A 14,558-nucleotide genomic window follows, 5' to 3' on the forward strand; every position below is an offset into this window, starting at 1 on the left:
GGTCGGAGGCCGTTCTCTCATCCACGAGAGGACGGCCTTTTCCGTGTCCGGAGTCCTGGTGGTCGCAGTGTGGTCGCACGCCCGCTTCGCGGTTGGTTGGCGGTGGGGTGGAAGCCGGGCGGGGCGGGGGAGCGGAGCCGGTTGAGGGCTTCGCGGAGGTGCTGGAGGTGGTCGCGTGGTGGTCGCAGCCACGCCGGCCGGTCCGTCCGGCGACCGGCCTTTTCGGCTTCGGTGAGTGCATGGTCGATGGTGTCGACGGCTTCGCGGGCGGCCTGCTGGGTGAGGTGGCTGTAGATGTTCGCGGTGGTCGAGAGGGTGGAGTGCCGCAAGGTCTTGGAGACCACGGTGAGCGGGACGCCGGCGGTGATGGTGATCGTGGCGGCCAGGTGCCGCAGGTCGTGAACGGTGATGCGGGGAACCCTGGCCTCGGCGGACAGCTTTCGGAGCCGGTCGAGCACGCCCTGAGGGCGGAGTGGCCGGCCGTCGGATCCGCAGAAGACGAGTCCGGCGAACCGATCGTAGGGATCGCCGCAGGAGAGGGCCGTTGCCCGGGACCGGTGGTGGAGTGCGGTGGCGACGCGGGGTGAGATGGCCACCCAGCCACGGCTCGATCGGGTCTTCGGGCTGGTGATGACGAGGTGGTTGTTGTCGATGGCGGAGAGCGTGCAACGTACATAGAGGACACGCTCGGCCAGGTGGACGTCATTCCAGTGCAGACCGAGCGCTTCTCCTTTGCGGAGGCCGGTGCCGATGAGGAACTCGAAGAGGTCGGCCATGTCGGGATCGACCTGGTGGCAGTGGTGGAGGAAGCGGACGGCCTCGTCGGCGGTCCAGATGCGCCGCTCTGGCGACGGTGGACGGTGAAGCGCCGGGGGGCTGGCGGGGTTGCGGGGGAGGCGGTGTTGGCGGAAGGCGTCGCCGAGGGCGCTGGAGAGGGTGGCCAGGCATCGGTAGAGGGTGGTCTGGCCGCGGCCGGCGGCGAGCTCACCGGTGACGAACGCGGCGATGTGACGGTGCCCGAGCTCGTCCAGCTTCAGGGTCCCGAAGACGGGGACGAGGTCGTTGTGGACGTAGTCCCGGTATCGCGCCATGGTGGTCGGCTTGAGCACGAGGGCCTTGGCGGCGAGCCAGGCGGTCAGGTAGTCCGCGACGCTCTGGTTCGGGTCGGCGTTGAACCCGCCGGCCTCGCCCTCCAGGAACCTCCGCAGCGCCCCCTTGGCCGCGTCGTGGCTGTCGAATCCGCCGCGGCGGACGGTCGTCCGTCGGTGGCGCGGTGCCGGGACGTCGACGGCGAAGGTCCACGTCCCGTGGTCACCATTGGTGAGCAGATGCGGGCAGTGCGCTCCGAGCTGGTGACGCAGTGTGTCGCGGCAGCCACACCTGCGGTAGATGCGGCCGCGGTCGCCGGTGGTACGCATAGGGATCGCCTCCAGGAGGCGGAGGGAAGGTCAACACCTCCAGTCTCGTGCGACCACATGCGACCACCACGATCCTCATACCGGCCGTGACCAGTGGGTTTCCCTTGTTCGTGCGCCAAGGGCAGCGCTTTGACCTAGCTACGCAGACACCCAGGAGATTCTTCGTCTGCTGGCGGCACAGACGCCGCACCACGGCTGCCGAGTAGCCGAGGGGGATCTCACCCCTCGGCTCTCACAGAACCGTGCGTAACAGTCGCCCGTTACACGGCTCTTGTCGTTCTGGTCATCAGACTGATACGGCACCCGTGGTCAGGCGCCATTGCGCGAACATGCGGGGGTATCGCTGGGCGATCTCCTGCATCTTCGCGATGGCCTTCCGCTGGGCCGCGAGCCGTTTGTACTTCTGGCGGATCCAGCGCACCAGGTAGGCGTTGATGCGCATCACGAAGGGGATCAGCTCCCACGGCCTGAAGCGGCTGTAGTAGTTGAGCCAGCCCGCCACCACAGGGTTGATCCTGCGGGCGAGCTCGTGGAAGGACAGTTCAGAGCGGGTGTGCAGGTGCCAGGACCGCAGCTCCCGCCCCATCTTTTTCAGGGCGTCCTTGCTGACCGCCGGGTCGAACGCCAGGAACAGGTTCCCGTGCCGACTCCGGTTCTTCCTGGCTCGGAACGTGTACCCGAGGAAGGTGAACGACGTGTGCTCGTAAGCGCCACGTCGGTGGCCGTCCTTGCAGTAGACAATCCGGGTCTTGTCCGGGTGCAGCTGCAACCCGACTTCGACCATCCTGTCCGTGAGCGCGGCCAGCACCTCGCGGGCCTGGCGCTCGGTGACGCAGTGCAGCACCGCGTCATCCGCATACCGTTCGAACCAGACGGACGGGAACTCCCGGTCCATCCAGGTGTCGGCTTCCACCCTCTGGTGTGTTTCCTGGCCAACACCGGCGAGGGCATGTCCGGGCGGCTGCGGCCCGGGAACGCCGGAGCCAACACCGCCGCCGATCACATTGCGGTGCTGGACGACGCGCTCGCGCAGATCCCCGACGCCCACCGGCACGGCACCGACATCCTGATCCGCACCGACAGCGCCGGATCCGCGAAAACCTTCCTCGCCCACGTCCGAGACGTGCGGATACGAGGAATCCACACCTTCTTCTCGGTCGGACACGCGGTCACCGAGCCGGTCCGCCGCGCGATCCGGGCCCTGCCCGAACAGGTCTGGCACCCCGCCCTGGATCAGGACGGAACACTGCGTGCCGGCGCCGAGGTCGCCGAGCTGACCGGCATGGTCGACCTTGCCGGCTATCCGGACGGCACCCGCATCATCGTGCGACGCGAGCGCCCGCACCCCGGCGCCCAACTGTCCCTGTTCGACCAGGACGAGGGCCTGCGGCACCAGGTCTTCCTCACCGACACGCCGTTCACCGGCGGGGGCTCCGCCCAGTTCCTGGAGGTCCGTCACCGCGGGCATGCCACGGTCGAGGACCACATCCGGTGCGGCAAGACCACCGGCTTCGGCCGCTTCCCCTCCCGCCACTTCCTGGTCAACGCCGCTTGGCTCGAACTCAGCCTCGCGGCGATCGACCTCCTCGCCTGGACCCGTGTCCTCCTGCTGGACGGCGACCTGGCCACCGCCGAACCCAAGAAACTGCGCTACCGAATCCTGCACGTCGCCGCCCGGATCACCCGCGGCGGCCGCCGCCTGCGCATGCGGATATCGGCGACCTGGCCGTGGAGACATGAACTTGCGGCCGTCCCCACTGGCGGCCACTTGATGGGGAGTCATGTGGCCGCCAAGCGGTTACGTTGGGTGACATGCACGGGAGGCGCGATAGGTCCGTCGGCAGCTCGCTCGGACCGGACCCCGCTGTGTCCGGAGCCGATGTGGGTGCTGAACACGCCCGGTCCAAGCAGCTGCCCCCCGTACTGGCCGCGTCGGGGTTTCGGCAAGTGGTCGCAGGTCAGACGCCCGCTCAAGCGGCCGCTCCGGAAGCCGTCCAGCGCCGCTAGCGCTCGTTGCAGAGAACGTTCGTGCACTGCAGCAGGTTGCCATTGCCGCTGGCCTTGTTCCCGCCGCCGTCGGTGACGCCCGGCACGGCCTCGATACCCAGGTCACCATTGCGGTTCGCGGTGTTCTTGGTAATGGTCGTCGCGGAACTGTCGACGTCGATGCCGTCATCTGCGTTCCCGCTCGACCGGTTCCTCTCGACGACGTTTTCTCGCTGGCCGGCCTCCACGAGGATCCCGTCGGGGTCGTTCCCAGTGAGCGTGTTCTGCGAGATCAGGTTGCGATCGGACGTGTTCGTCGGATCGTCGGGCTGCGCGAGGAGGTGGATCCCTCCTTCCGCGCCGTCGCCGTTACCGATGACTGAGTTCTGCGTGATCACGTTGTCGTCGCTGGCGGCGAGGTACACCCCGACGACTGTGTTGTTCCGCAGCGTGTTCTTCGTGACGCGGATGTGGGCGGTCCCAATGTCGAGGCCGATCCCAAAGGCGTTGCCGGTCACCGAGTTCTGGCTGACCACACTATGGTCGGACCCCTCGCGAAGGAGGACTCCATCCTCTCGGTTGTCGAACACCGAGCTCCGCTCGATCCGAGTGTGGGGGGAACGTTCGACGCCTGCGCCCGCTGCGTTGCCGAACAGCTCGCTCTGCGCGATCCGGACGCGGGAGGAATCTACGAGGGCGATCCCACTCTGGCCGTTGGCGGAGGATTTGGTCTTCGTGACCTGCGCCCGGGAGCCTCTCTCGAAGCTGATCCCGGCAGCACGGCTGGCGACGACAGAGCTGGTTTCGATCCGTACATCCACGGAGTCCAACACATTGATTCCTACATGACCGCTGTCTGACACTCTGAGATCGCGCAGGCGGTTGTCGGTTGCCTCCGCAATCAAGATACCGTCCGCGAACTCCCGGACAGAGCCGCCCTTGATCGAGATCCGGTCGTGGCCGAGGTTCTCGACCCCGGCCCCATCGCCCGCGCCGTCGATCGTGTGGCCGTTCAGATCGAGCGTGATGTCGTCTGCTCCGATGATGATCCCGCTGTGTGGGCAGTTGGTCAGGTCGTTGGTGAGCTTCGTGTCGGTCGTGATCGTCTCGCCGCAGCTGACATGAACGGGTTTTGGCTTTGCTGCCTGCGCGCCCGGAGTGAGCGCCAACGAGAGCGCCGACGAGACGCACAGAACGGTCAGCCACGTCACGCGACCCCGCACAGCGGTACCCGGCGCGACAAGGCTCAATCGGAAACGCTGCCAGAACATCGAGTGCTCCTTCTTTCGCGCCGAGAAGCACTCATCCGGTGCGATGGCGGTGGATCCAGCTGATCACTTCCTGCCAGTGTCGGCCTTCTGGCGTGGCCTAATGGAGTGAGACGCCTACGCCGATAATCCAGTCGGACAAACCTCACGACCAGCCGCCTCCGTAACCTCACCAGGCATCGTCACAGAACGTTCTGCTGGCCGCCCATGGGGATCACAACTGGCCGCCAGTGGGACGATGCATCTGGCCGTACCTGGGGATTTCGAAGTGGCCGCTGTCAAGGGTGGCCGACTGCCACAACGCCTGACACGAGCGGCGTACAACGGGAGGTGGTCGGTTGCCCAGGGCGGTCTACTGGGCAGGGCACCAGAACTGAGCGATCCCGGAAGACGCGGCGCCGGGCGAGATAAGGAGCAGTGCATGGTTCTCCAAGTTGTCAGAGCATCGATCAAGCCGGAGCAGCGTGAGCACTGGCTCGAGGTGATTCGCGGCAACGCGGCTCGGACCCGTGCTGAGGAAGGCTGCGAGGGCTACCAGGTCGCCGAAGATCTCGAAGCGCCGAATACCTTCGTGATCATCGAGCAGTGGGCCAACCTCGACGCCGTATACAGGCACTTCCGGAATGAATTCGAGGCCCTCATGGCCGCTTTGGGCGACGTCTTCGCAGCACCACCTGAGGCCTGGATCCATGACCTGGCCTCGACGCTGACTCTCGATGAAGTCCTTGCGAAAGCCGGACTGACCCGGTAGTCGAGCCGCCTTGTCGGCAGCCACGCTGGCGGGCTTCTTGCGCGGCCTGCCCAGCCCGATCCTCGGCACACGGATCTTCTCCAGCACGGCCATGAACTGGGTGCAGTCCGCCCACTGACCTGCGGTGACGACCAGGGACAGCGGGCGGCAGCGACCGTCAGCACTCAGGTGGATCTTGCTGGTGAACCCGCCCCGCGAACGGCTCAGGCCCTCACCTCCCTCACCACCTCCACCAGCCGGCCTTGTAGGCTCTGCCACTCCGTTTCGACCTGGTGTTCCATCATCTCGGCCCCCTTTGACACGGGAGCCGGCGGCGGATCGATGCGAGCACCCGCCGCGTGCTGGTGAGCCCACACGATGGTGGAGTCCACCGAGATGCCCCAGTCGATCTCACCGGCCGCGTCGGCTGCGGCCTGGACCTGCTGGAGCAGACGCTCCCACGTGCCGTCAGCCGACCACGGCCGGTGGCGTTCATAGACCGTCTTCCACGGACCGAACCGTTCGGGCAGGTCACGCCACTGCACCCAGTCCGCACCCGGTGCAGAATCCCATCGATCACCTGCCGGTGATCCCGCCAGCGGCCACAACGCCCGTTGCTGACCGGCAGTGGGTGGACGTCCGTGCCGCTGCTCCAGCGCCGGTAGAGGACACGTTGCTCGGCCAGGGTGAGGGTGGCGCCCCGAAAGCCGCGTGGTTGTGGGGCGTCGAGGAGCGCGGCGGCGTTGTGGAGGACCACGCCGGTGCGGTGAGCGTGGGAGAAGAACTGGCGCAGTCCCGCGAGCCAGCCGGCCCCGGCTCCAGGACCGATCCTGTCCGCGATGCGGCTCCCTGGGCCGCCCTATGCTGGTGAGCGTGGGCAGTCAGCCACGGGCGACGGCGCCGCCGAAAGCGGCCGCGCACACCGCCCGGCAGGCACAGGACGCGATCGCCCGGGAAGCGTGGGGCGAGGCGTATGCGCTGCTCGACGGCTTGGACCGCGGGCTGCTGACCCCCGACGACCTCGCCGCGCTCGCCGACGCAGCCTGGTGGACCGGCCGGGTCGAGGAGTCGATCACGGCGCGGGCCGGCGCGTACGCCGGCTACACGGCCGCGGGCGCAGCCAGGCGGGCTGGATACTGCGCCTGGATGCTCTACTACGAGCACCGGCTCGCCGGACGGAACGGGTCGGCCGCAGGCTGGCTGCGCCGGGCACGCGAACAGCTCGGCAGCGCACCCGAATGCGCCGAGCAGTGCTTCCTGGCCTGGGTCGAGGCGCAGGAGGCCCAGGAGCGCGGCGCCTTCGAGGAGGCGACGGCCTCCGCCCGGCGGATGGCCGCCGTCGCCCGCCGGTGCGGCAGCACCGACCTGTACGCCATGAGCATCCACGCGCAGGCCGCCGTCCTGCTCGCCCAGGGCCGGGTCGCCGACGGCCTCGCGCTGCTCGACGAGGCCATGTGCGCCGCCGCGGCCGGCGAGCTCAGCTCCTTCTACACCGGCTGGATCTACTGCCTGGGCCTCCAGCAGTGCATGGCCTGCGCCGACTTCGCGCGGGCGGCCGAGTGGACCGACGCGGCCATGGCCTGGTGCGCCTCCATGCCCCGCGAGAACAACTTCCGCGGCCTGTGCCGGGTCCACCGGGTGGAGGTGCTGGAGCTGCGCGGCGCATGGCCGCAGGCGCTCAACGAGGCCGAGCTGACCTGCACGGAGCTGCTGCCGAACGAGCCCCGGATCGCCGCCGAGACCTGCTACCTGACCGGCGAGATCCACCGGCGGCGCGGCGCGTACACCGAGGCGGAGGCGGCCTACGGCCGGGCGCACGAACTCGGCCGCGACCCCCAGCCCGGCCTCGCCCTGCTCCGGCTGGCCCAGGGCAGGGCGGAAGCCGCGGCCGCCGCCCTGTGGCTGCCCACGGCCGCAGCTGGCGCGACCGGTGCCGCCGGCACCACCGGTGCAGGAGCGGAGGCCGAGGACGCCGAGGACGGCCGCCCGCTCGAACGGTGCCGGCTGCTCGCCGCCCGCACCGAGACGGCCCTCGCCCTCAGCCGGCTCGACGAGGCCCGCACGGCGGCGCAGGAGCTGGCCCGCCTTGCCGACTCCTGGCAGCGGCGGCGCGGGTCCGCCACCACCCCCCTGCACGCGAGCGCCGCGGCCGCGGAAGGCACGGTGGCCTTCGCCGAAGGCGACCTCCCGACAGCGCTGGCCCTGCTGCGGCGGGCGCTGGCGCTCTGGCTGGAGCTGGCGGTCCCATACGAGGCCGGCCAGGTCAGGATGACCCTGGCCGCTGCCGACCGGGCGGCGGGCGACCTGGACGGTGCCCGGATGGAGCTGCGGGCCGCACGGGCGGCCTTCGAAGGGCTGGGCGCCGTACCGGACGCACGGCGGGCGGCCGCCCTCCTCGACGCAATGGCGGAACGGGAGTCCGGGGAGCTGACCTTGCGGGAGACGGAGGTGTTGCGCCTGGTCGCGCGGGGCGGGACCAACCGGTCCATCGCCGCCGAGCTGGTGATCAGCGAGCACACGGTGGCCCGCCACCTGAACAACATCTTCGCCAAGCTGAACGTCTCCTCCCGGGCCGCCGCCACCGCGTACGCGTACACGCACGGCCTGGTCTGAGCGCCCGCCGCGGACCCCGGCCAGCGGAACATGGGCCGTTCCACCCATGCCCCACCTGCCGGAATGGGCAGTTCCGGCGATGCGCGGCCACCGGCGCCGCGCCTACAACGGAAGCAGGACTCCCGGAACGACCTAAGGCAGGTGGCGGCCATGACCACCACTGGCACCGGTGCCCCACCGGTGGAGCGACTGCGCGAGACCGTCCACGGGGACGTCGCGGCACCCGGGGACCCCGGCTACGACGAGGCCCGCAAGGTCTACAACGCCGTGCACGACAAGCACCCGGCGGTCGTCGTCAGCGCCGCCGACGCTGGAGACGCGATCGAAACGGTCGGCTACGCCCGCGAGGAGGGCCTGACCCTCGCCGTGCGCGGCGGCGGCCACGGGGTCGCCGGCCCCGGCACCTGCGACGACGGCGTCGTCCTGGACCTCGGGCGGATGCGCGGGATCTGGGTCGACCCGTACACCCGTACCGCCCGCGCCCAGGGCGGCTGCACCTGGGCCGACGTCAACCACGCCACCCACGCCTTCGGGCTGGCCACCACCGGCGGGATGGTTTCCACCACCGGCATCGGCGGCCTCACCACCGGCGGCGGCATGGGCTACCTGGCCCGGCGCTGCGGCCTGGCCTGCGACAACCTGCTCTCGGCCGACGTCGTCACCGCCGACGGCAGCTTCCATACCTGCACCCAGGACCGCGACCCGGACCTGTTGTGGGCGCTGCGCGGCGGCGGCGGCAACTTCGGCGTGGTCACCTCCTTCGAGTACCGGCTGCACCCCGCAGGGGACATCCTCGGCGGGCCGACCTTCTACCCCCTCGACGGCGACGTGATCCGCCGCTACCGACAGCTGATCGCCGACTCGGCGGAGGAGCTCGGCGCGGTCCTCGTGGTGGGGCTCGGCCCGCCCGTCCCGTTCCTGCCCGAGCGCTGGCACGGGCGGCCGGTGTGCGGGGTGATCCTGTGCTGGACCGGCCCCGAGGACCAGGACGACCGGGTGCGGGCCATGCTCGCGGAGCTCGGCCCGGTGCTGGGGCAGCACGTGGGCCGGATCCCGTACCCCCTGATCAACACGCTCTTCGACGAGTTGGTGCCGCCGGGCCTGTTCCACTACTGGAAGGGAACGTTCAGCGAGGACCTGCCGGACGGCCTGATCGACGCCCACGTCGAGTTCGGGGCCGCAACCCCATCCATCCAGAGCGTCACCATCGTCTTCCCCATCGACGGCGCGTGCGGGCGGGTCGGCCGTACGGACACGGCGTTCTCCTACCGGGACGCCCGGTTCTCGACCGCGCTCAGCCTCACCATGACCAACCGGGCGGACATGGAGGCCCAGAAGGACTGGGTCCGCGGCTACTACGCGGCGCTGGAGCCGTATTCAGCCGACGGCGGCGGCTACGTGAACTTCATGGACGGCGACGACCAGGCCAAGGTACACGCAAACTACCGTGAGAATTCCGGCCGGTTGCGCGAGCTCAAGCGCCGTTACGACCCGGGCAACCTGTTCCGGCTCAACCACAACATCGTGCCGTGAGGGGTCCGCAGGACCGCGGGCGGGTGGGGACGCGGGCGGGTGGCGGCGTTGCGCCAGGCCGCCAAGCTTGTCATCCAGGACGGTGCGTGAACTCATACGTGGTGTCTCTTTTGGCTTTCCTAACTCGTATGAGTGATTGATCCGGCATCAGGTTTACCCGGTGCGGACGGAGCTGGGCATGGTGATGTCCGCGGCATTCGAGCTGCCCTCGATCCGGGAAGAGTCGCCCCGGACATCACGGGATCGTTTAGCTCGAGCCCCGCCAAAGCAACAGCCGGACAACACCACCGGCAAGGACCGAGCTCCGATCCTCACCCATCTACCCCGACGGCCAGTCGCGGCGTGACGGCAACGAACACGCCCCACGCCCCCGGAACGCACACCAGGGTGGTCGGCGGCGACCTGGTCCAGGAGCCGGGTGCCAGCGATAGAGTCCTGCACGCTCGCCGCGGTAACCAGAACCGCGAGCAAGTGACAATGCTCCGCTTTCTGCCGACGATCTTCTTGCCCGCGTCGATGCCCTGGCTGGAGGCGTGGACGCTGGTGGAGGTCTTGACGCTCTGGGCGTCGATCACGCAGGCCGACGGCTCGCCGCTCCGTCCCTCCTTCTCCCGCAGGAGTTGGCGGAGCAGGCCGTTGAGCTGGGCGAACACGCCCTCGTCTGCCCATTTGGCGAAGTATCCGTAGACCGTGTTCCAGTGCGGGAAGTCGTGCGGGAGGTAGCGCCACTGGACTCCGGTGCGGTCGACGTACAAGATTGCGTCCATGATGTCGCCCAGGTCGTGCTCGGGTGGCCGGCCGAAGTCCAGGGCCCTGCCGCGGCGGTCGAAGCGCCAGGCGGCAAGGACCGGCTCGATCAACTCCCAGCGGGCATCGGACAGATCGCTCGGGTAAGGGCGTCGCTTCGGCATGGTTCCGGCGTACCGCCGAGGACCGAGTGCGCCCAGGCGTACGGCAACGACGGTGGAAGCACACGATCCCGAAAGCCGGGCATCCTGGGATGAGACAGGAATACGTCACCTTCTGCCCCATCCGCAACCCCACATGCCCCTCAGGGATCGACCGCGTCCACAACCTCACCCGCACCGCAATGCCGCACCCTGAGAATCGGCTGATACTGAGGCAGCTCAGGCGAAAACGACCTCTCACCCTTCTACAGGCAAGCGCCGTCACCGACCGGTGGGGCACAACCCGCTACGGTCGCCTCTCTGGACTCCTCGGCGCCCCGCCGACATCGCCGCCGCCCTCGCCCCCTGGGTAGGCGCCGCCTTGGTCGGCCCTCTCGGCGGCTACCCCCAGCTCTTCGGGCTGCTCGCGGTGCTCTCCGGTGTGGCCGCCTGCCTCGCAGTGGGGGGACGGAGTGACGCGACATCAGCTCCGTGAGTCAAGAGGGCATGATGTGGGCATCGATTCCCACGTCGTCCAGCCGGGTCTCGCCCTCAATCGGGGTCTGGCGGGCCCGAGGGTCATGTGGTGCCCCTTGGGGACCGGTTGGGGACCAGCGCCCACGTCGATGGGCGCACAGCATGTGCGGGTGTGCACGCTGTGCGCCCTCAGATTATGCTGTATGTCATGATTTTTCCTCCGACCCATCGATCTGGGGGTCAAGGGGTCGCAGGTTCAAATCCTGTCGTCCCGACTTTTCGAAGTCGCAGGTCAGGGGCCGTTTCAGAGCAATCTGAAACGGCCCCTTGATCGTTTTTGGGGACCAGATGGGGACCAGGGCGGTCAGAGCGGGTCAGGCAGCGGCAATGGCCGTGACTGGCAGCGAACGTGGTGCACGGAGCACCATGAGGTGCGCAGACAGCGCGGCACCAGCTGCCGTGATCTGGCCGGCGTCGGGGTGCAAGTAGCGCTGGGTGGTGGTCAGCGAGCCGTGTCCTCACCCGGGCCAAGGGCCGCGTGGACTCCCAGACCGAAGCCCTCTTCCGCGTCGTCCACGCCCACACCCTGGCCAAGACCGGGCTGTCGGCCGCCGCCCTCGCCGAAGTCGGACGAGCCCGCGCCCTGTTGGAACAGGGCAGCCAGCGGGGCGACGAGGTGCCGTTCTGGGGCCTGGCGTGGGGGCCTGTGGCGCCGTCGGTGTTCTCCCGGACGGCGAAGGTCTTCGAAACCCTCGGGGACCACCGGGCCGCCGCCGCCGAGTACCTGCACGCCGCCGCCACAAGGCCCGCCGGAACCTACGCCCGGATCGTGGCCCTGGACCTGGTCGCGGGGGCGGAGCTCCACCTCAAGCGCGGCCGGATCGAGCAGGCGTGCGCCACGTTCGGGCAGGCCATGGACCACATGGAAGGCGTCCGCTCCGTGCGGACCCGCAAGGCCGTCAAAACCATGCGGGCCGACCTCGCACCCTTCCGGGCACGGGGGCTTCGCTGCGCGGCCGAGCTGGACGAGCGGGCCGTGTCGTTCCTCGCCACCGCGTAGGAGGCGACCGGGAGCACGCGGGCCGGCCGAGGTGACGCCGGTCCTGGGGTGGAGCGGTGCTGTCGTACGAGACATCTCCCTGGCTCCTGTTCGCGGTGGTCCGTGTAGGGCGAAGGGTCGGCGTGGGGCCGGCGGACAGGTTTCGGGCCGATCGCGTTTGGCGTTACGGCTATTGAACTCACGGTGATCGGGTGGGGGTACCGTGGGCGGCGGGGCACCTTGTTCAATCTGTTCAAGATCGCTGTGGGGAGTGCGAGTTGGCGGAGAGCCGTAGTCCGAACACCGCGCTGGCAGACGTCATCGCCGAGGCCGGATGTACTTACGAGGTCCTGGCCAGGGACGTCCGTGCGGTGGCCGCCGAGTCCGGGGTGACGCTGCATACCTCCCGCTCGGCCGTTCACTCCTGGGTCATGGGCGGTACACCAAGCGGTCAGACCCGCTCGTACATCGCCGAAGCCCTCACCAGAAGGATGAAGCGGAAGGTCACGCCCACAGAGATCGGTCTAGGCTGCGCAGGCACCGGCGAGGCCCTGGGGCCGATCCACTGGTCAACGCCACCGACCTCGGGAGATTCGTGATGCTCCGTCGCAGGAACTTCCTCAACGCCGCGTTCGCGACGGCCGCCGTCGCCCTGCCGCTCGCCTACGACCACCAGGCGGTCGCCGCGACCCTGCGGGCGGCCGAACACGGCGGCGCCGTCGGCACCGAGGAAGTCGCCACCGTACGGGAGCTCACCGAGACGTTCCGGAGCATGGACGAACGCCTGGGTGGCGGCGACGGCCTGACGATGGTGACCGCCTACCTCACCGACACTGTGGTCCCCATGCTGGAGGGCCGCTTCCCCTCGGAGCCGGTACGGCGCAGCGCGTTCGGGGCGGCGGCGACTCTGGCGTGCCTGGTGGGCTGGAAGCACCACGACTTGGGCCGCGAGGGCGCGGCCCAGCGCTACTACCTCCTCGGCTTCCAGTTGGCCTGCGAGTCGGACCCGTACGGGCACGCCGCGTGGATGATGCGGGCCCTGACCCACCAGGCCCTCGACCTCGGTCACCCGCAGGCGTGCATCGGCCTGGCGGAGGAGGCGTTGCGGCGGGCGACGGGCAAGGTCGACCGGCAGACCGAGGCCCTACTGCTGGTCACCTGCGCCAGGGCGTACGGGGCCGGTGGACAGAGCGGGAAGGCGGCGGCGGCCCTGTTGTCGGCCGAAGACGCGATGCTCACCGCAGGCGACCCGGTGCCTGGCTACGCCGCTGCGTCGGGTCCGGTCGCGGCCACCGTCGCCTCCCACACCGGCAAGACCCTGACCGAAATGCGCGACCACCGGGCTGCGGAGAAGCACTACCGGGCGGCTCTCAAGGGACGGACGCCGGGGACCTATCAGCGGGTTCACGGCCTGACCATGGTTAACATCGGGCGGTCGGTTGCCGCGCAGCAGCGGCACGAGGAGGCCGTGGCCGTGTGGGGTCGGTCGCTGGACTTCATGGATGGCCTGGTCTCGGACCGGACCGTGAAGGAAATCAGGGCGATCCGGTCGACGGCTGCCAGCTACCGCAAGCGCCGTATCCCCGGAGCCGGGGCCTTGCACGAACGCGCCGTCGACCTTCTGCGAGCCCAGGCATGAACCGCGCCGGGAGCGGTCCGCCGACGGTCGGCGTCGTGATCATCACCATGGGAGACCGGGAGGCTGAACTCCGTGCTCTCCTCGAGTCGGTGGCAGCCCAGGCAGGCGAGCCCGCCACGGTCGTCGTGCTCGGGCAGGGAGCGAAGCTCCCCGCTCTGCCGGACCCGGTGGCGGCCGTCGAACTGCCGGAGAATCTGGGAATCCCCGGCGGCCGGAACGTCGGGGTGCGGTGGCTGCGCGAACACGGCGGCGCCGACATCGTCCTCGTCCTCGACGACGACGGCCTCCTCCCTCGAACCGACACCCTCCACCTGGTCCGGGAAGCGTTCACGGCGAATCCGAAGCTGGGGATCGTGGGCTTCCGCATCGCCGACGAGAACGGCGTCTCCCAGCGCAGGCACGTCCCCCGCCTCGGGGGCGCCGACCCGCTCATCTCTGGGCCGGTCACCACGTTCCTGGGCGGCGGCCACGCCATCCGCATGGGCGTCATCGACCAGGTCGGTGACTTCCCTGACAAGTTCTTCTACGCACATGAGGAGACCGACTTCGCCTGGCGGGCCCTGGATGCCGGGTGGGAGATCGACTACCGGGCCGACCTGGTCCTGACCCACCCCCGTACCCCGGCCTCCCGGCACGCGGTCTACTACCACCACACCGGCCGCAACCGGGTCTGGCTCGCCAAGCGGCACTTGCCCGCCGTCCTCGTCCCGGTCTACCTCGCCACCTGGGCCGCGTACACGCTGGCCCAGCGGCCGCCGCTGGCCGGGTTGAAGTCGTGGTGGGCTGGATTCTTCGAGGGGGTGCGGGTGCCGTGCCCGCCCCGGCGTCCGATGCGGTGGCGGACGGTGTGGCGGATGACCCGACTCGGCCGACCACCGGTGATCTGACCTTCCCCGGTTTCTGGTCTGTGAGGAGACGGAGAGCATGGGCGCGGGCCGCGTGCACCTCGTCATCTCACCGCGAATCAG

The 14,558-nt window shown here is 69.4% G+C and carries 8 protein-coding genes and 5 pseudogenes; 7 read left to right on the top strand and 6 right to left on the bottom strand.

What is annotated here, in order from left to right; genetic code table 11:
• Positions 1-17 precede the first annotated feature (17 nt).
• Positions 18-1,418: a site-specific integrase gene (locus OOK34_RS33930; protein ID WP_267038011.1), complete on the bottom strand. Its 1,401-nt coding sequence runs from the start codon at positions 1,416-1,418 to the stop codon at positions 18-20.
• Positions 1,419-1,704: 286 nt separating this feature from the next.
• Positions 1,705-2,313, bottom strand: a complete 609-nt coding sequence (locus tag OOK34_RS33935; protein WP_267038012.1) for a group II intron maturase-specific domain-containing protein — start codon at positions 2,311-2,313, stop codon at positions 1,705-1,707.
• Positions 2,314-2,322: 9 nt separating this feature from the next.
• Here OOK34_RS33935 and OOK34_RS33940 point away from each other — a divergent pair.
• Positions 2,323-3,150: pseudogene (locus OOK34_RS33940) on the top strand (IS1380 family transposase); the annotation flags it as partial.
• 271 nt (positions 3,151-3,421) lie between these two features.
• Here OOK34_RS33940 and OOK34_RS33945 read toward each other — a convergent pair.
• On the bottom strand, positions 3,422-4,675 hold the full coding sequence (locus tag OOK34_RS33945) for a right-handed parallel beta-helix repeat-containing protein (RefSeq protein ID WP_267038013.1): 1,254 nt from the start codon (positions 4,673-4,675) through the stop codon (positions 3,422-3,424).
• Positions 4,676-5,093: 418 nt separating this feature from the next.
• On the opposite strand from OOK34_RS33945, the gene OOK34_RS33950 reads away from it, so the two are divergent.
• Complete coding sequence (locus OOK34_RS33950; protein ID WP_267038229.1) at positions 5,094-5,423, top strand: putative quinol monooxygenase; 330 nt, start codon at positions 5,094-5,096, stop codon at positions 5,421-5,423.
• Between the two features lie 6 nt (positions 5,424-5,429).
• Here the strand turns inward: OOK34_RS33950 and OOK34_RS33955 are convergent.
• Positions 5,430-6,030: pseudogene (locus OOK34_RS33955) on the bottom strand (IS5 family transposase); the annotation flags it as partial.
• A 245-nt stretch (positions 6,031-6,275) separates the two neighbouring features.
• Here OOK34_RS33955 and OOK34_RS33960 point away from each other — a divergent pair.
• Both OOK34_RS33960 and OOK34_RS33965 read left to right on the top strand, forming a co-directional pair.
• Positions 6,276-8,015, top strand: coding sequence for a helix-turn-helix transcriptional regulator (locus OOK34_RS33960; RefSeq protein WP_267038014.1), 1,740 nt, complete (start codon positions 6,276-6,278; stop codon positions 8,013-8,015).
• 150 nt (positions 8,016-8,165) lie between these two features.
• On the top strand, positions 8,166-9,548 hold the full coding sequence (locus tag OOK34_RS33965; RefSeq protein ID WP_267038015.1) for an FAD-binding oxidoreductase: 1,383 nt from the start codon (positions 8,166-8,168) through the stop codon (positions 9,546-9,548).
• A 402-nt stretch (positions 9,549-9,950) separates the two neighbouring features.
• Here the strand turns inward: OOK34_RS33965 and OOK34_RS33970 are convergent.
• A pseudogene (locus OOK34_RS33970) lies at positions 9,951-10,459 on the bottom strand (transposase); the annotation flags it as partial.
• 827 nt (positions 10,460-11,286) lie between these two features.
• Positions 11,287-11,430: pseudogene (locus tag OOK34_RS35460) on the bottom strand (site-specific integrase); the annotation flags it as partial.
• Positions 11,431-11,450: 20 nt separating this feature from the next.
• Here OOK34_RS35460 and OOK34_RS33980 point away from each other — a divergent pair.
• The 3 genes and pseudogenes from OOK34_RS33980 to OOK34_RS33990 all read left to right on the top strand — a co-directional run bounded on the left by OOK34_RS33980 (position 11,451) and on the right by OOK34_RS33990 (position 14,477).
• Entirely contained in the window at positions 11,451-11,972 is a 522-nt protein-coding gene (locus tag OOK34_RS33980) for a hypothetical protein (RefSeq protein ID WP_267038016.1), read from the top strand.
• 257 nt (positions 11,973-12,229) lie between these two features.
• Positions 12,230-13,590: pseudogene (locus OOK34_RS33985) on the top strand (tetratricopeptide repeat protein).
• Positions 13,587-14,477 carry a glycosyltransferase family 2 protein gene (locus OOK34_RS33990; protein WP_267038017.1) on the top strand — a complete coding sequence of 297 codons (891 nt, stop codon included), beginning with the start codon at positions 13,587-13,589 and terminating at the stop codon, positions 14,475-14,477. Before OOK34_RS33985 ends, OOK34_RS33990 begins: the two are co-directional and overlap by 4 nt.
• Positions 14,478-14,558: the final 81 nt, after the last annotated feature.

This window comes from Streptomyces sp. NBC_00091 (assembly GCF_026343185.1).
Classification (GTDB): Bacteria; Actinomycetota; Actinomycetes; order Streptomycetales; family Streptomycetaceae; genus Streptomyces.